This window comes from Pseudomonas sp. GW823-FHT04A03 (assembly GCF_058796615.1).
In genome coordinates, this window is the sequence record NZ_JBXAIV010000003.1 from 314,695 (window position 1) to 332,711 (window position 18,017).

Sequence of the window (18,017 nt, forward strand, 5' to 3'; positions counted from 1 at the left end):
GCATTATGTCGCAGCTTTTGCGCACCCCCGCGCCTGTCCACTCAATTACCGAAGCAGGATGTTCGCCATGATTCGTATGCCTCTGGCTACCGCCAGTCTGCTGGCCATCGCTATTTCCCTCGCCGGTTGCGGCGAAGGTAAAGACAAAGAAAAGGCCGCCGCTCCTGCGCCGACTCCGGCTGCGAGCACCGCTGCACCGGCTGCGCCTGCTGCTGCCGGTAAAGTCGACGAAGCCGCCGGCAAAGCCGTTGTCTCGCACTACGCCGACATGGTCTTCGCCGTTTACAGCGATGCCGAATCCACCGCGAAAACCCTGCAAACCGCCATCGACGCGTTCCTCGCCAAGCCGAACGCCGACACCCTGAAAGCCGCCAAGGCTGCCTGGGTTGCCGCCCGCGTTCCTTACCTGCAGAGCGAAGTGTTCCGCTTCGGCAACACCATCATCGACGACTGGGAAGGTCAGGTGAACGCCTGGCCTCTGGACGAAGGCCTGATCGACTACGTCGACAAGTCCTACGAGCACGCACTGGGCAACCCGGGCGCCACTGCCAACATCATCGCCAACACCGAAGTACAGGTCGGCGAAGACAAGGTCGACGTCAAGGACATCACCCCGGAAAAACTCGCCAGCCTGAACGAGCTGGGCGGTTCCGAAGCCAACGTTGCCACCGGCTACCACGCCATCGAATTCCTGCTCTGGGGCCAGGACCTGAACGGCACCGGCCCTGGCGCCGGCAACCGTCCAGCATCGGACTACCTGGAAGGCGCCGGCGCCACCGGCGGTCACAACGACCGTCGTCGTGCCTACCTGAAAGCCGTGACCCAACTGCTGGTCAGCGACCTGGAAGAAATGGTCGGCAACTGGAAGCCGAACGTGGCCGACAACTACCGCGCCACCCTGGAAGCCGAACCGGCTGAAAGCGGCCTGCGCAAAATGCTGTTCGGCATGGGCAGCCTGTCCTTGGGCGAACTGGCCGGCGAGCGCATGAAAGTGTCCCTGGAAGCGAACTCCCCGGAAGACGAACAGGATTGCTTCAGCGACAACACCCACAACTCGCACTTCTACGATGCCAAGGGCATCCGTAACGTGTACCTGGGCGAGTACACCCGTGTCGACGGCACCAAAATGACCGGCGCCAGCCTGTCGTCGCTGGTGGCCAAGGTTGACCCGGCTGCCGACACCGCGCTGAAAGCCGATCTGGCCGCCACCGAAGCCAAGATCCAGGTCATGGTCGATCACGCCAACAAGGGTGAGCACTACGACCAGTTGATCGCGGCCGGCAACACCGCCGGCAACCAGATCGTCCGCGATGCCATCGCTTCGCTGGTCAAGCAGACCGGTTCGATCGAAGCCGCTGCCGGCAAACTGGGCATCAGCGACCTGAACCCGGACAACGCCGATCACGAGTTCTGATCACAGCGTCCGCGTTAAAAAAGGCGACCTTCGGGTCGCCTTTTTCGTTCTGGCTGACCTGACGTGCATCAAGCAAACGATAATTCCTCTTATTCAAACCCCCTCGCCCTGTTAGACTTTGCGCCTTTAAATTCGCCCCTCTTGCAGGAAGTCTGATGCCCTCGCTGCCTCTTCGCTTGTCCGCACTGTTTCTGGCCCTGGGCCTGAGTGCCTGCGATGACGCCCCGCGTTTCACCAAGGCCGAGCCGGGTGAGGCCCGTTCCGGCGGCGCGGCGACCGTGCGCAAGAGCGATCAGAACGCGTTTTCCCTGCCGTCGGCCAACCTGCCGCCCTCGCGGCGGGTGGACTTCAGCGTCGGCAACAGCTTCTTCCGCAGCCCGTGGGTGATCGCGCCGTCGACCACCACGGCCCGCGATGGCCTCGGTCCGCTGTTCAACACCAACGCCTGCCAGAACTGCCACATCAAGGACGGCCGCGGCCATCCGCCGACGCCGGACGCGGCCAACGCGGTGTCGATGCTGGTGCGCCTGTCGATTCCCGATGCGCCGGCCTATGCCAAGGTCATCGAACAGGTGGGCGTGGTGCCCGAGCCGGTGTACGGCGGCCAGTTCCAGGACATGGCCGTCCCCGGCGTCGCGCCGGAAGGCAAGGTGCGGGTCGATTACACGCCGGTGCCGGTCCGCTTCAAGGACGGCACCGAGGTCGAGCTGCGTAAACCAGTCTTGCAGATCACCCAGCTCGGCTACGGCCCGATGCACCCGGACACACGTTTCTCGGCCCGCGTTGCGCCGCCGATGATCGGCCTGGGCCTGCTCGAAGCGATCCCGGAAGAAGCGATCCTCGCCAACGCCGCCGCGCAGGCCAAAGAGAACAACGGCATCAACGGCCGGCCAAACCGGGTCTGGGACGATGAGCAGCAAAAGACCGTCATGGGCCGATTTGGCTGGAAAGCCGGCCAACCGAACCTCAATCAACAAAATGTTCACGCGTTTTCTGGTGATATGGGCCTCACCACCAGCCTGAGACCGTTTGATGACTGCACCGACGCGCAAACCGCCTGCAAACAGGCGCCGAACGGCAATGGCCCGGACGGCGAACCGGAAGTCAGCGACAACATCCTGCGCCTGGTGCTGTTCTACAGCCGCAACCTCGCCGTTCCCGCCCGCCGTGGCGTCAACGATGCGCAAGTGCTGGCCGGCAAGAATCTGTTTTTCCAGGCGGGTTGCCAGTCCTGTCACACGCCGAAATACACCACCGCCGCCAACGCGGCCGAACCTGAACTGGCCAATCAAGTGATTCGCCCATACAGCGATCTGCTGCTGCATGACATGGGCGAAGGCCTGGCGGACAACCGCACCGAATTCCAGGCCTCCGGCCGCGACTGGCGCACCCCGCCGCTGTGGGGCATCGGCCTGACGCAGACGGTCAGCGGCCACACCCAGTTTCTGCATGACGGCCGCGCCCGCAACCTGCTCGAAGCCGTGCTCTGGCACGGCGGCGAAGCGAAGGCGGCGCAGCAACAGGTTTTGTCTTTCAACGTCGAGCAGCGTGCCGCGCTGCTGGCGTTCTTGAACTCACTTTAAACACTTAAAAGAATCGGGAGCCCGACATGTTCCGTCCCAAGCTGTTGTTCACCAGCCTTGCCGCACTGGCCCTCGGCGCGTGCTCGCCGCAGGATCCGCAAGCCGTCACCTCGGCGGCCATCGCCAAATCGGTGATCCTGCCGACCTACACCCGCTGGGTCGAAGCTGACAAGCAACTGGCCGTCAGCGCCCTCGCCTACTGCCAGGGCAAAGAGTCGCTGGACACCGCCCGTGCCGACTTCCTGCACGCGCAGAAAGCCTGGGCCGAGTTGCAACCGCTGTTGATCGGCCCGCTGGCCGAGGGCAACCGTTCGTGGCAGGTGCAGTTCTGGCCGGACAAGAAAAACCTGGTCGGCCGTCAGGTCGAGCAGCTGGTCACCGCGCAGCCGCAGATCGATGCCGCCGCACTGGCCAAGTCCAGCGTCGTGGTTCAAGGCCTGTCCGCTTACGAGTACATCCTGTTCGACGCCAAGCCTGACGTCGCCAACGACGCGCAGAAAGCCAAATACTGCCCACTGCTGGTGGCCATCGGCGAGCGTCAGAAACAACTGGCCGAAGAGATCCTCAGCAGCTGGAACAACACCGACGGCATGCTCGCGCAAATGAGCAAGTTCCCGAACCAGCGCTACGCCGACTCCCACGAAGCGATCGCCGATCTGCTGCGGGTACAGGTCACCGCCCTCGACACCCTGAAGAAAAAGCTCGGTACGCCGATGGGCCGTCAGAGCAAGGGCGTGCCTCAGCCGTTCCAGGCCGATGCATGGCGCAGCCAGTCGTCCATGGAGTCGCTGGAAGCCAGCCTCGCAGCGGCCAAAACCGTCTGGGAAGGCGTCGACAACAAAGGCCTGCGCGGCCTGCTGCCGGCTGAGCAAAAGCCGCTGGCGGACAAAATCGATGCAGCCTACGCGGCGTCGCTCAAACTGTTCGGCAGCACTCAGCGCTCGCTGACCGAAATGCTCAACGATGACGCCGGTCGCCAGCAGCTCAACGACATCTACGACAGCCTCAACGTCGTCCACCGCCTGCACGAAGGCGAGCTGGCCAAGGCGCTGGGCATCCAACTGGGCTTCAACGCCAACGACGGTGACTGATGAGGGCACGTGCCATGCTGCGACGCCAGGCTCTGACTTTAGGTAGTTTGCTGCTGGGAGCAGTGACACTGGGCGGCTGGACGCTGTTCAAACGCAAGGACCAAAGCCCGCTGCTGCTGTCGGCGCGGGACGACACCGACGGCAAGCATTACGCCGTCGGTTATCGGCTGGACGGCACTCAGGTGTTTGCCACCGAAGTCGGCCAGCGCTGCCACGACATCATCAATCACCCGACGCTGCCGATCGCGCTGTTCGTTGCTCGCCGGCCGGGCACCGAGAGCTACCTGATTGACCTGCGCAAAGGTGCATTGCTGCAAACCGTGACGTCGCAGCCGAACCGGCATTTCTACGGACATGCGGTGATCCACCACAGCGGCGACTACCTGTACGCCACCGAAAACGACACCACCGATCCGGGCCGTGGCCTGCTCGGGGTGTACAAATTCGAAGGCGAACGGCTGGTGCACAGCGGCGAGATTTCCACTCACGGTCTCGGCCCGCATCAGGTGTCGTGGATGCCCGACGGTGAAACCCTGGTGGTGGCCAACGGCGGGATCCGCACCGAGGCCGAAAGCCGGGTCGACATGAACCTCGACGCCATGGAACCGAGCCTGGTGCTGATGCAACGCGACGGCACCCTGCTGAGCAAGGAAACCCTCGCCCAGCAGATGAACAGCGTGCGCCATCTGGGGATCGCCAGCGACGGCACCATCGTCGCCGGCCAGCAATTCATGGGGCCTTCCCACGAGCGCTCGGAGCTGCTGGCGATCAAACGTCCCGGCCAGCCGTTCGTGGCGTTCCCGGTGCCGGAGCATCAGTTGCAGTCGATGGGTCATTACACCGCCAGCGTCGCCGTGCACAGCGACCTGCGTCTGGTGGCATTGACCGCACCGCGCGGCAACCGCTTCTTCATCTGGGATCTGGACAGCGGCGAAGTGCGCCTCGACGCACCGTTACCCGACTGCGCCGGCGTCGGTGCGGTGAAGGACGGGTTTGTCGTGACCTCCGGTCAGGGACGTTGCCGCTACTACGATTGCCGCCAGGACGATCTGCTGGCCAAACCGCTGGATTTGCCCGCAGGGCTCTGGGACAACCATCTTCATCTGATGGCCTGAAATTCGCCGCCGACCGTTCGGTCGGCGGCCCCGCTTTTCTCCACCTTCTTCCCTTACACCCGGTAAAAACTGGCAGTTGGAATCCCTGCCGGACTCGGGGTAATGTGCCCGCCTGTCTCGCCTGATTTTCTCCAAGGAACTGGAAATATGCTGCGTCGCCGCATGCTGATCATGTTGGGTGTTGTACTGCTGATCGTTCTGCTTCTCGCCGGTTACAAGGCCTTCTCGATCTATACGATGATCCAGGGCTTTTCGAAACCGAAGCCGCCGATCAGCGTCGCCGTGGCCACGGCCGTCGAGCGCCCGTGGCAGATGCGTCTGCCCACCGTCGGCACGCTGAAGGCACTGCAAGGCGTCGACCTGAGCCTGGAGAACGCCGGCACCGTGACCGAGCTGAAATTCGAATCGGGGCAGAAGGTCAAGGCCGGCCAGCCCTTGCTGCAACTGGACAGCGCCGTCGAAGCGGCCTTCCTCGAAACCGCCAAGGCCGATCTCGGCCTCGCGCAGCTGGATTACGGTCGCGGCAGTCAGCTCGTCGGCAGCAGCGCCATCTCCAAAGGCGAATTCGACCGGCTCTCGGCGCAGTTGCAAAAGAACAAGGCCACGGTCAATCAACTCAACGCGGCGCTGGCGAAAAAACGCATCGTCGCGCCCTTCAGCGGCACCATCGGCATCCGCCTCGTCGACATCGGCGACTACCTCGCCAGCGGCACCAAGATCGCCACCCTGCAGGACCTGAGCAGCCTCTACGCCGATTTCTACGTGCCCGAACAGTCGGTGCCGAAACTGGCCATCGGTCAGCCGGTACAGATCACGGTCGCGGCGTACCCCGGCCAGAGCTTCACCGGCGCCATTACCGCGATCAACCCGATCGTCGAAAGCACCACCCGTAATATTCTGGTGCGCGCCACGCTGGCCAACCCCGACGGCAAGTTGCTGCCGGGCATGTTCACCAGCATCGAGGTGCTGCTGCCGGATCCGCAGAAACACATCGTGGTTCCGGAAAGCGCGATCACCTATACCCTCTACGGAAACTCGACGTACGTGGTCACCCAGAAGAAAGCCGAAGACGGCACCGTCGAGAAAGACGACAAGGGCCAACCGGTGCTGATCGCCGAGCGTCGGTTCGTCGAGACCGGCGAACGCCGCGATGGCCAGGTGATGATCAACAAGGGCGTGCAGAGCGGCGAACAGGTGGTGACGGCCGGCCAGATCAAACTGGACAACGGCGCCCACATTGCCATCAGCGACGACAAGACCCTCGGCGAGCAGAACAGTCCGCCCCGCGCCGACTGATCAAGGAAACCCCATGGCTTTTACCGATCCGTTCATCCGCCGCCCGGTGCTCGCCACCGTGGTCAGCCTGCTGATTGTGCTGCTGGGCTTCCAGGCCTGGAGCAAACTGCCGCTGCGCCAGTATCCGCAAATGGAAAACGCCCTGATCACGGTGACCACCGCATACCCCGGGGCCAACGCCGAAACCATTCAGGGCTACATCACCCAGCCGATGCAACAGAGCCTGGCCAGCGCCGAGGGCATCGACTACATGACCTCGGTCAGTCGCCAGAACTTCTCGGTGATTTCGATCTACGCACGCATCGGCTCCAACAGCGACCGTTTGTTCACCGAACTGCTGGCCAAGGCCAACGAGGTGAAGAACAAGCTGCCTCAGGACGCCGAAGATCCGGTACTGAGCAAGGAGGCCGCCGACGCCTCGGCGCTGATGTACATCAGCTTCTTCAGCAAGGAGCTGAACAACCCGCAGATCACCGACTACCTGTCGCGGGTGATCCAGCCGAAACTCGCAACCCTGCCGGGCATGGCCGAGGCGGAGATTCTCGGTAATCAGGTGTTCGCCATGCGCCTGTGGATCGACCCGGTGAAACTCGCCGGTTTCGGCCTCAGTGCCAGCGACGTGACCAACGCAGTGCGCCAGTACAACTTCCTCTCCGCCGCCGGCGAAGTGAAAGGCGAGTACGTGGTCACCAGCATCAACGCCAACACCGAACTGAAGTCCGCCGAAGCCTTCGGCAAGATCCCGCTCAAGGTCAGCGGCGACAGCCGGGTGTTGCTCAGCGATGTGGCGCGGGTCGAGATGGGCGCGGAAAACTACAACTCGATCAGTTCGTTCGGCGGTACGCCTTCGGTGTACATCGGGATCAAGGCCACGCCCGGGGCCAACCCGCTGGACGTGATCAAGGAAGTGCGCAAGATCATGCCGGAGCTGGAAGCCCAGCTGCCGCCCAACCTCAAGAGCGAAATCGCCTACGACGCCACGCTGTTCATCCAGGCCTCCATCGACGAAGTGGTGAAAACCCTGTTCGAGGCGGTGCTGATCGTGATCGTGGTGGTGTTCCTGTTCCTCGGTGCCCTGCGTTCGGTAGTGATTCCGGTGGTGACCATTCCGCTGTCGATGATCGGCGTGATGTTCTTCATGCAGATGATGGGCTACTCGATCAACCTGCTGACCCTGCTGGCGATGGTGCTGGCCATCGGGTTGGTGGTCGACGACGCGATTGTGGTGGTGGAAAACATCCACCGGCACATCGAGGAAGGCAAGACACCGCTGGACGCCGCGCTCGAAGGCGCACGGGAGATCGCCATGCCGGTGGTGTCGATGACCATCACCCTGGCGGCGGTGTACGCACCGATCGGTTTTCTCACCGGGCTGACGGGGGCGCTGTTCAAGGAGTTTGCATTGACCCTCGCCGGGGCGGTGGTGATCTCCGGCGTCGTCGCCCTGACCCTGTCGCCGATGATGTGCGCCGTGTTGCTGCGCCATGACGAAAACCCCACGGGTCTGGCCCACCGCCTCGACCGGATTTTCGACAGCCTCAAGCGGCGCTATCAGAGCATGCTCCACGGCACGCTAAACACCCGGCCCGTGGTGCTGGTGTTTGCGGTGATCGTGCTGTGCCTGATTCCGGTGCTGCTCAAGTTCACCAAATCGGAACTGGCACCGGATGAGGATCAGGGCATCATCTTCATGATGGCCAACGCCCCGCAACCGACCAACCTCGATTACCTGAACACCTACACCGACGATTTCATCAAGATCTTCAAGGAGTTTCCGGAGTACTACTCCTCGTTCCAGATCAACGGCTATAACGGCGTGCAGAGCGGCATCGGCGGTTTCCTGCTCAAGCCGTGGAACGAGCGCAGTCGCACGCAAATGGAAATCCTCCCCGAAGTACAGGGCAAACTCGAGGGCATTCCGGGCCTGCAGATCTTCGGTTTCAACCTGCCGTCCCTGCCCGGCACCGGTGAAGGCCTGCCGTTCGAGTTCGTGATCAACACCGCCAACGACTACGAGCTGTTGCTGCAAGTGGCCGACCGGATCAAGAAGCGCGCCATGGAGTCGGGCAAGTTCGCTTTTGTCGACCTCGACCTGGCTTTCGACAAACCCGAAGTAGTGGTCGACATCGACCGCGCCAAGGCTGCACAGATGGGCGTGTCGATGCAGGATCTGGGCGGCACCCTCGCGACCTTGCTCGGCGAAGCCGAGATCAACCGGTTCACCATCGAAGGCCGCAGCTACAAGGTCATCGCCCAGGTCGAACGGGCCTACCGCGATAACCCGGACTGGCTGAACAACTACTACGTGAAGAACACCCAGGGCGAACTGTTGCCGCTGTCGACGCTGATCACCGTGACCGACCGCGCGCGACCGCGACAGCTCAACCAGTTCCAGCAACTCAACGCAGCGAAGCTGTCCGGATTCCCGCTGGTGAGCATGGGCGAAGCCATCGACAGCGTGTTGCAGATCGCCCGGGAAGAAGCCCCGGCCGGTTTTGCCTTCGATTACGGTGGTGCCTCCCGGCAGTTCGTCCAGGAAGGCAGCGCGCTGTGGGTAACCTTCGCCCTGGCGCTGGCGATCATTTTCCTGGTGCTGGCGGCGCAGTTCGAAAGCTTCCGCGACCCGTTGGTGATTCTGGTGACCGTGCCGTTGTCGATCTGCGGGGCGCTGATTCCGCTGTTTCTCGGCTGGTCGAGCATGAACATCTACACCCAGGTCGGGCTGGTGACGCTGATCGGGCTGATCAGCAAGCACGGGATCCTGATCGTCGAGTTCGCCAACCAGTTGCGCAAGGAGAAGGGCCTGACACCCCGCGAGGCGGTGGAGGAAGCGGCGGCTATTCGCCTGCGCCCGGTGTTGATGACCACGGCGGCGATGGTGTTCGGTATGGTGCCGTTGATCGTGGCTACCGGCGCCGGTGCGGTCAGTCGTTTCGACATCGGGACGGTGATTGCCACCGGGATGTCGATCGGGACATTGTTCACGCTGTTTGTCCTGCCGTGCGTTTACACCGTGCTGGCGAAACCCGACCACAAGGAATGACGCAATAAAAAAGGCCCCGCATCAGCGAGGCCTTTGGCTCTTGTAGAAAGAGATTTCAATCGATTCAACTCTGCGGCCTCATCCCTTGAGAAAGTCCGAACATGAACAGCAACAGATCATGATCGGGTTGTGTGGCCACGGCGGCTTTCGCCACCCGTGGCATCGGGCAATGCGGGTCGCTCGCCGAGGCGCCGATCACCTGCATGCGTGGCTGTTCCCAGGCCGCCACCGCCAATGATGCAACTGCCAAGGCTCCTACCAGAAACAAACCTCGCGCAATTTCTAGTTTCATCGCTATAAACCTTTGATAGCGCTGCCAAACGCCGTCTCATAAAAGTAGACGAGTTTTTTCCAGTCTGTCGCGCTGAACGACGAGTGGCGGCGCAATTGCTTCATGTCATGGGCAGCCGCGCGATGAGCGGTCAGACGTTGACGGCACTTTTCCAGATCGATCAGGGCGACTTCGACCTTGGCCGAATCACCTTCGCCCGTCACTCGCACAAACACGTGCTTGATGTAGATGCAGCTGTGTTGCCAACGGCCCTTGTGCATGCGCGCCAGGTTTTCGGCGAGGTCCTTGAGCACGCGCTCATAGACGGCTTCGCCATATTGCTCGCGTCCGCCGGCGGCTTCCCATTGCTCAAACTCCTGAAAGCCATCGAGCGACTTGGTTACCAACAGTGCACGCCATTTCAATTCGGGATCGGGCTGGGCACCGCAGAACACAATTTCAGGGACTCTGACGCCGAGCCGGGCAACGCCCGTCAGCGCATCAAGCTCGCGCAACACGGTCGGCCGCCCGAACGGGTGCAACCAGCTGCGATAGATATGTCCGGTCTGGCGTTTGGCATACAGCAGCTGGCCGTCACGCCCCATGACCCGTTGCACACCACTTTCGCCGCCACGGCGCACATTGGGTTCCTCGACCCATTCGCCACGCTGGTTCCAGTAGTAGTCGAAGCGATCCTTGGGAGCGACTTCCGTTTCTGCTGCAAATTGCACTGCCATCCTCTTACCTCTTGCGTAATACGTAAACTCGCCACATGGCATAGAACGGAATGAAGTCCAATTGTTCCTGGATCCGGAATCCCGCGTCTTCGAATTCCTTTTCAACTGTAGCGGCCGGTAACACAAACCGGTTTTGGTAACCCTCCTGCCCACGCGTGCGCTCGGCGCGCTTGCGTTTCCAGGCCTTGAAATTGCCGTCTACCCACAGCGAAATGATCACGCTGTCGCGAGTGACGCGCTCGAATTCGCGCAGAATCGCCCGGCGGTGCTCGGCCTCACCAATGTGATGCAGCAGTCGCATGCAGAAAATGCTGTCGACGGCGTTATCAGGCAAGGCAATGTCGAACGCAGATGTGTGCAAGGGTTGTACCCGTTTCACCACATCCGCCGGTTGTGCCTGCATGGCGGTCTTGATCATCGACTCGGAGTTGTCCGCCCCGATGATCACCCGGTTGGGTTTTTCCGCCAGCATCGGCCAGAAACGCCCCGCGCCACACGGCAAGTCGAGGACCAGCCCCGGCTCACCGACCAGGGTCAGTGCCTTACGGGCCATCTGCTGATCCCGCCAGTTGGACAGGCGACGTCCCAGACCGTCCTGGTGTTTGCGCAGGTATTTCTGCGCATGTTTATCATCGTACTTTTCGGAAAAATCGAGCTTGATCGGGCCGGCCATCACCAGGACTCCTGAATTACTGATGACGCCACCTTAAGCAGCGGCGTGTCAGCGTCAGGTCATCCCTTTGTGAAAAAAACGTCATGTAAATCGGCAATCTATTTCAAGGTTATACAGGAATTAGACAGGTTGGCGGGAGTCCCCGTGTGAGAAGCAATACGTTCATTGTTTGCCGAGATCGACTTCGAAACGGCACCCATTGGGCTCCATCGTGCTTAAGGTGACGCTCCAACCCTGGTTCTCGCAGATGCGCTGAACCAGTGAGAGGCCCAGTCCCAGCCCTTCGCCGCGTTTTTCGTTTCCGCGTACAAAAGGCTGGAACATGGCTTCGCGTTTTTCCTCGGGAATGCCCACGCCCGAGTCCTCGACCACAAAACCGTTGGCATTGAGCGTCAGGCGAATAAACCCTTGCTCGGTGTAGTGCAGCGCGTTACGCAGCAAGTTGCCCATCACGGCATTGAGCAGCGTCGCGTTATAACGGGTGTCGGGCGGATTGCCCGGTTCGAAAACCAGCTGCAAACCCTTGGATTCGATCGGCTCGCGCCACAGGCAGAGCAAGCTGTCGGCCACTTGCGAGAGGTTATGTTGAGGCGCTGCGCCTGCGTCTTCGCGCTGGGCACGCGCGAGCATCAGGAAGGTCTGCACCAGTTCACGCATTTCTTCACTGGCCCGGGCAATGCGTTGAACCTGAGCCCGTCCCCGCTGATCGATACCCGGATTTTCCAGCAGCAGCTCACAGGAGCTGGCCAAGACCATCAGCGGTGTACGCAACTCGTGGCTGACGTCGCTGGTGAACAAGCGCTCGCGCGTCAATGCCTGACGCAAACGACCGAGGGTGGCATCGAACGCTACCGCCAGTTCGCCCACCTCGTCGGCCGCGTAATCCGGCGCCAGCGGAGGTGCCAGTCCGAGCAACTGATCGCGATGGCGCACCTGGCGCGCCAGTCGCACCACCGGGGCCATCACCTTGCGCGCGAGCACCCAGCCAAGGAACACCGCCAGCGCCAGACTGAGCACGAAGCCCACCAGCACCACGGCGAACAGCACGCGCTCGCGCTCTTCGAAATCGCTTTGATCCTGCAGCAGCACATAACGACGACCATCGACCACCTCGACCATCGCGTGGTACGACAGCTGCTCGCGAAAGACTTCATGGAAACCCGAATCCAGGTGCCGCAGGTCCTTGGGCAACTCGAAGTCGCCCGGCCCGCCGCTGAAGTAGAACAGCTGATCCGGCTCCGGCCGGTGGCTCCAGTCCGAAACGTTGTCCATCAGCAGCAGGCGTTGCAGATCCCCGCCCAGCCCGGCGGATATGAGTTTTTCCTCGACCAGGTGCACGGTCGCGACGATGCCCATGGCAAACGCCCCGGCCACCAGCGCACTCATCAGCGCAAAGGCGATGATGATCCGCTGGGCAAGGCTTTGCTTAAACTCCATCGCGGCCCTCGGCCAGGCGGTAACCCACGCCGTGCACGGTGTGCAGCAGTGGCTTGGCGAATGGTTTGTCGATCACCTGGCGCAATTGGTGGACATGGCTGCGCAGGCTGTCACTGTCCGGGCAGTCATCGCCCCACAGCGCTTCTTCGAGAATTTCCCGACGCAGGACATGCGGGCTCTTTTGCATCAGCACAGCCAGCAGTTTGAGGCCGACCGGGTTGAGCTTGAGCAGTTTGCCTTCGCGGGTCACTTCGAGGGTATCGAGGTCGTAGCTCAGATCGCCGACCTGCAGGGCACGACGACCGCCGCCTTGGGTGCGGCGCATCACGGCTTCAACCCGGGCCGCCAGTTCCGAGAGCGCGAACGGCTTGACCAGATAATCGTCGGCCCCGGACTTGAAGCCCTGCAAGCGGTCATCGAGCTGATCGCGGGCAGTGAGCATGATCACCGGCGTATCACGACGGGCGTCTTCACGCAGACGCTTGCACAGGGTGTAGCCGTCGATGCCCGGCAGCATGATGTCGAGCACGATCAAGTCGTAGTGCTCGGTGGCCGCCAGATGCAGGCCCGACAGACCGTCCTGGGCGCAATCGACGGTATAGCCTTTGAGCCCCAGGTAATCGGCCAGATTGGCCAGGATATCGCGGTTGTCTTCGACCAATAGAATTCGCATGGGCACCTCCTCCGTACACGGTAGCGGCCGTCTTGGCCCGCGCAGCTTACGACCATCGCCGACTCAGGGCTAGGGCGGCAAGCCCCACAAATCGAGTCTTTCAACCAAATTCATTCCTTAACAAGTTTTTCACTATCGGTTCACAACCTGACTACAGTGACAACGCGAGACTCTCGCGCCATTAGATATAAGGAATGTAGACAATGGACTTTTTCAAGACGGCGCCAGTGCGCTTTCTGCTGCTGGTCACCGGCGCCTGGCTGGTGGTGTTTCTCCTGACCCGAACCGTGCTGTTGCTGACTCATCTGGATGAGGCCGGCGGCGTGGCATTTTCCATGTTCGGCATCGGCCTGCTGTATGACCTGGGCTTTCTCGCCTATGCCGCGCTGCCGATGGGCCTGTATTTGTTGTTGTGTCCGCCGGCCCTGTGGCGCCGACGCGGTCATCGCTGGTTCCTTCAGGGACTGCTGACGGTCAGTCTGTTCGCCATGCTGTTCACCTCCGTGGCCGAATGGCTGTTCTGGGACGAGTTCGGTGTGCGCTTCAACTTCATCGCCGTCGACTATCTGGTGTATTCCGATGAAGTCCTGAACAACGTGCTGGAGTCCTACCCGATCGGCACGTTGCTGAGCATTCTTGCGCTGCTCGCCGTGGCGCTGAGTTTCGCGTTGCGCAAACCTTTCAACGCGGCGCTGGACGCCCCGCTGCCACCACTGCGCGGTCGCCTGCTCAATGCCCTCGGCCTGTTGGTCGTCGCGGGACTGAGCCTGCAATTGCTCAGTCAGGACGCGCCGCGCGCTCAGGGCGGCAATGCCTATCAGAATGAACTGGCGAGCAATGGCCCGTATCAGTTCTTCGCCGCGTTCCGTAACAACGAACTGGACTATGGCCAGTTCTACAGCAGTCTGTCGCCGGAAAAAGTCGCCGGCCAGATTCGTGCTGAATTGAGCGAACCCAACGCGCGCTTCATCGGCCAGGATCCACAGGACATCCGCCGAATGATCGACAACCCGGGCACCGTGCGTAAACCGAACATCGTGCTGGTTACCATCGAAAGCCTCAGTGCCAAGTACCTGGGCAGCAACGGCGATGAGCGCAACCTGACACCGAATCTGGATGCCTTGCGCAAACAGAGTCTGTATTTCAACAATTTCTACGCCACCGGCACCCGCACCGATCGGGGTCTGGAAGCCATCACGCTAGCCATTCCGCCGACACCGGGCCGTTCGATCGTCAAGCGCATCGGCCGCGAAAGCGGCTTCGCCAGCCTCGGCCAGCAGCTCAGTGCTGTGGGCTACGACAGCGTGTTCGTTTACGGCGGACGCGGTTACTTCGACAACATGAACGCGTTCTTCAGCGGCAACGGCTACCGCGTGGTCGATCAGAGCAGCGTCGATGAATCGGAAATTCACTTCAAGAATGCCTGGGGCATGGCCGACGAGGATCTGTACGAGCAGACGCTGAAACTGGCCGATGCCGATTACGCCAGGCAGCAGCCTTTCCTGTTGCAACTGATGACCACGTCCAACCACCGCCCTTATACCTATCCGGACAACCGGATCGACATCAAGTCCGGCAACGGTCGCGATGGCGCGGTGAAATACACCGACTATGCCATCGGCCAGTTCCTGGAGCAGGCGCGGCAGAAACCGTGGTTCGACAACACGATCTTTATCTTCGTCGCCGACCACACCGCCGGCAGCGCGGGCAAGGAAGACCTGCCGATCAGCAACTATCAGATCCCGCTGTTCATCTATGCGCCGAAGCTGATCGAGCCACGGGAAAACGCGCAACTGGCCAGCCAGATCGATCTCGCGCCGACCCTGCTGGGGTTGCTGAACCTGGATTACCAATCGACGTTCTTCGGTCGCAACCTGCTGCAGGACAACCCGCTGCCACCGCGGGTCGTGGTCGGCAACTATCAACATCTGGGACTGTTCGATGGAAAGGATCTGGCGATCCTCAGTCCGCGCCAAGGCCTGCGCCGGCATGACGATGCGCTGACCGAAAGCCGCGAGTCCAGGGCCGACAGCGACGACCCGCTGATCAGCCGCGCCATCACCTATTACCAAACCGCCAGTTATGGCTTCAAGCAACAGCTGCTTGGCTGGAAGGCGCCCAAGGAGGGTGCCGAGCAAATCAGCGAACGTTAATCGAAGCGCCCCGGGCTGATGCCCCGGGGCGTTTCCCGCTCTGGATATGTCATGTCATCAAGCGTTGTACGCCCTGCCCCTCGCCCGCTGAATTTCTGGTTGTGCCTGGGGATTCCCGCCGTGGCGGCCGTCATTCTGGTTTTGTTGGAGCTGACCGATCTGGACATGGATCTGGCCCGGCTTTTCTATGACCCGGCTGCCGGTGACTTCATTGGCCGCCACAGCTACTTCCTGGAAAACATCCTCCACGACCGCGCCAAACAAGTGGTGATCGCCTTTTCGGTGTTTGCCATCCTCGGGTTCATCGGCGCGTTTTTCATCGATCGGCTCAAACCGTTCAAACGTGAGCTGGGTTGCCTGGTGTTGTCGCTGGGTCTGGCCACCTCGTTTGTCACGCCAGTGAAAGCGGTGACAGCGGTGCAATGCCCATGGAGTCTCGAACAGTTCGGCGGCCACGAAACCTACAGCAAACTGCTGGATCATCGCCCGCCGACCGACAAGCCCGGTCGTTGCTGGCCGGGTGGTCATGCGGCCACCGGTTTTACCTTGTTTGCGCTGTTCTTCGTGCTGCGTGACCGTCGCCCTCGGCTGGCCCGTCAGGCGTTCATCTTCGCCTTCGCACTGGGTTCGGTGTTCTCGATCAGCCGGATGATGCAGGGCGCGCACTTCTTCTCCCACAACGTGTGGACGGCAATCTTCTGCTGGCTGATCTGTCTGGGTTCGTATTACTGGGTTTTGTATCGCCCGGCAGCCAAGGCTGAAGCAAACACGCAGGCCCGTCCGGTCAACGCCTGACCTCTAAGGCGCGGGCAATAAAAAACCCCGTCTGCTCTCGCAGACGGGGTTTTTCGTTACCGGGTAAGGCTGGCTTACATCATGCCGCCCATGCCACCCATGCCGCCCATGTCTGGCATACCGCCGCCAGCTGCACCTTCTTTCTTCGGTGCGTCAGCAACAGCAGCTTCGGTGGTCAGGATCAGACCGCCGATGGAGGCTGCAGCTTGCAGAGCCGAACGGGTTACCTTGGTTGGGTCCAGGATGCCCATTTCGATCATGTCGCCGTATTCGCCGGTAGCAGCGTTGTAGCCGAAGCTGCCTTCGCCGTTCTTGACCTTGTCGACAACCACGCTTGGCTCGTCGCCGGAGTTGGCAACGATCTGGCGCAGCGGCGCTTCAACAGCGCGACGCAGTACAGCGATACCGACGTTCTGGTCAGCGTTGTCGCCTTTCAGTTCGGTCAGGGCTTCCAGAGCGCGGATCAGCGCAACGCCACCGCCAGGTACCACGCCTTCTTCAACGGCTGCGCGGGTTGCGTGCAGGGCGTCTTCAACGCGGGCCTTCTTCTCTTTCATTTCAACTTCGGAACCGGCGCCAACCTTGATCACTGCAACGCCGCCGGACAGCTTGGCCAGACGCTCTTGCAGTTTTTCACGGTCGTAGTCCGAGGAAGTCTCGGCAACCTGTGCACGGATCTGAGCGATACGGGCTTCGATGTCGCCTTGAACGCCAGCACCGTCAACGATGATGGTGTTTTCCTTGGACAGGGTGACGCGCTTGGCGCTACCCAGGTGTTCCAGGGTGGTGCTTTCCAGGCTCAGGCCGATCTCTTCGGAGATCACGGTACCGCCGGTCAGAACGGCGATGTCCTGCAGCATGGCCTTGCGACGGTCGCCGAAGCCTGGAGCCTTGACGGCTGCGACTTTAACGATGCCACGCATGTTGTTCACGACCAGAGTCGCCAGGGCTTCGCCTTCAACGTCTTCGGCAACGATCAGCAGTGGACGGCCGGCTTTGGCAACGGCTTCCAGCACTGGCAGCATTTCGCGGATGTTCGAGATCTTCTTGTCGACCAGCAGGATCAGAGCGCCTTCCAGCTCGGCAACCATGGTGTCCGGCTTGTTGACGAAGTACGGGGACAGGTAGCCACGGTCGAACTGCATGCCTTCTACAACCGACAGTTCGTTTTCCAGGCCCGAGCCTTCTTCAACGGTGATCACGCCTTCTTTACCGACTTTTTCCATGGCTTCGGCAATGATGTCGCCGATGGAGTTGTCGGAGTTGGCGGAGATGGTGCCTACCTGAGCGATAGCCTTGGTGTCAGCGCATGGCTTGGACAGGGCTTTCAGTTCTTTGACGATCGCGATGGTCGCTTTGTCGATACCGCGCTTCAGGTCCATCGGGTTCATGCCGGCAGCGACGGCTTTCAGGCCTTCGTTGACGATCGACTGAGCCAGAACGGTAGCGGTGGTAGTACCGTCACCGGCGTCATCGTTGGCACGGGAGGCAACGTCTTTGACCAGCTGCGCGCCCATGTTTTCGAAACGGTCTTCGAGTTCGATTTCTTTGGCGACGGAAACGCCGTCCTTGGTGATGGTCGGAGCGCCGAAGCTCTTCTCGAGGATCACGTTACGGCCTTTCGGGCCCAGGGTCGCTTTTACCGCGTCAGCCAGGACGTTTACGCCAACCAGCATTTTCTTGCGGGCGGAATCGCCGAATTTAACTTCTTTAGCAGCCATGATCGATATTCCTTA

14 protein-coding genes are annotated in these 18,017 nt (G+C 61.2%); 8 read left to right on the forward strand and 6 right to left on the reverse strand.

Going from position 1 to position 18,017, the window contains the following annotated elements; genetic code table 11:
- Window positions 1-67: 67 nt before the first annotated feature.
- The 6 genes from AC1Q9F_RS11270 to AC1Q9F_RS11295 all read left to right on the forward strand — a co-directional run bounded on the left by AC1Q9F_RS11270 (window position 68) and on the right by AC1Q9F_RS11295 (window position 9,542).
- Complete coding sequence (locus tag AC1Q9F_RS11270; RefSeq protein ID WP_007953245.1) at window positions 68-1,414, forward strand: imelysin family protein; 1,347 nt, start codon at window positions 68-70, stop codon at window positions 1,412-1,414.
- Between the two features lie 155 nt (window positions 1,415-1,569).
- Window positions 1,570-2,997, forward strand: coding sequence for a di-heme oxidoreductase family protein (locus AC1Q9F_RS11275; RefSeq protein ID WP_492619906.1), 1,428 nt, complete (start codon window positions 1,570-1,572; stop codon window positions 2,995-2,997).
- A gap of 26 nt (window positions 2,998-3,023) precedes the next feature.
- A complete protein-coding gene (locus tag AC1Q9F_RS11280) occupies window positions 3,024-4,088 on the forward strand; it encodes an imelysin family protein (protein WP_007953243.1) in 1,065 nt (354 codons plus the stop codon).
- A gap of 14 nt (window positions 4,089-4,102) precedes the next feature.
- Entirely contained in the window at window positions 4,103-5,203 is a 1,101-nt protein-coding gene (locus AC1Q9F_RS11285) for a DUF1513 domain-containing protein (protein WP_492619905.1), read from the forward strand.
- 147 nt (window positions 5,204-5,350) lie between these two features.
- Window positions 5,351-6,499 (forward strand): efflux RND transporter periplasmic adaptor subunit, encoded by a 1,149-nt coding sequence (locus AC1Q9F_RS11290; RefSeq protein ID WP_492619904.1) that lies wholly within the window; start codon window positions 5,351-5,353, stop codon window positions 6,497-6,499.
- A 13-nt stretch (window positions 6,500-6,512) separates the two neighbouring features.
- The gene (locus tag AC1Q9F_RS11295) at window positions 6,513-9,542 is read left to right on the forward strand and encodes a multidrug efflux RND transporter permease subunit (RefSeq protein ID WP_492619903.1); all 3,030 of its coding nucleotides are present in this window, start codon (window positions 6,513-6,515) and stop codon (window positions 9,540-9,542) included.
- A 64-nt stretch (window positions 9,543-9,606) separates the two neighbouring features.
- On the opposite strand, the gene AC1Q9F_RS11300 is transcribed toward AC1Q9F_RS11295, so the two are convergent.
- The 5 genes from AC1Q9F_RS11300 to colR all read right to left on the reverse strand — a co-directional run bounded on the left by AC1Q9F_RS11300 (window position 9,607) and on the right by colR (window position 13,333).
- A complete protein-coding gene (locus AC1Q9F_RS11300; protein WP_011335717.1) occupies window positions 9,607-9,834 on the reverse strand; it encodes a hypothetical protein in 228 nt (75 codons plus the stop codon).
- A gap of 2 nt (window positions 9,835-9,836) precedes the next feature.
- Window positions 9,837-10,550: a lipopolysaccharide kinase InaA family protein gene (locus AC1Q9F_RS11305; protein WP_207983807.1), complete on the reverse strand. Its 714-nt coding sequence runs from the start codon at window positions 10,548-10,550 to the stop codon at window positions 9,837-9,839.
- Window positions 10,551-10,554: 4 nt separating this feature from the next.
- A complete protein-coding gene (locus tag AC1Q9F_RS11310) occupies window positions 10,555-11,223 on the reverse strand; it encodes a class I SAM-dependent methyltransferase (RefSeq protein WP_207983808.1) in 669 nt (222 codons plus the stop codon).
- 162 nt (window positions 11,224-11,385) lie between these two features.
- Complete coding sequence (locus AC1Q9F_RS11315) at window positions 11,386-12,660, reverse strand: sensor histidine kinase (protein WP_207983809.1); 1,275 nt, start codon at window positions 12,658-12,660, stop codon at window positions 11,386-11,388.
- Window positions 12,650-13,333: a two-component system response regulator ColR gene (colR, locus tag AC1Q9F_RS11320; protein ID WP_007953224.1), complete on the reverse strand. Its 684-nt coding sequence runs from the start codon at window positions 13,331-13,333 to the stop codon at window positions 12,650-12,652. Before colR ends, AC1Q9F_RS11315 begins: the two co-directional genes overlap by 11 nt.
- Window positions 13,334-13,536: 203 nt before the next feature.
- On the opposite strand from colR, the gene AC1Q9F_RS11325 reads away from it, so the two are divergent.
- Window positions 13,537-15,486 carry an LTA synthase family protein gene (locus AC1Q9F_RS11325; protein WP_492619902.1) on the forward strand — a complete coding sequence of 650 codons (1,950 nt, stop codon included), beginning with the start codon at window positions 13,537-13,539 and terminating at the stop codon, window positions 15,484-15,486.
- A gap of 51 nt (window positions 15,487-15,537) precedes the next feature.
- Window positions 15,538-16,281, forward strand: coding sequence for a phosphatase PAP2 family protein (locus tag AC1Q9F_RS11330; RefSeq protein ID WP_492619901.1), 744 nt, complete (start codon window positions 15,538-15,540; stop codon window positions 16,279-16,281).
- A 74-nt stretch (window positions 16,282-16,355) separates the two neighbouring features.
- On the opposite strand, the gene groL is transcribed toward AC1Q9F_RS11330, so the two are convergent.
- Window positions 16,356-18,002 (reverse strand): chaperonin GroEL, encoded by a 1,647-nt coding sequence (gene groL / locus AC1Q9F_RS11335; protein WP_007953220.1) that lies wholly within the window; start codon window positions 18,000-18,002, stop codon window positions 16,356-16,358.
- Window positions 18,003-18,017: the final 15 nt, after the last annotated feature.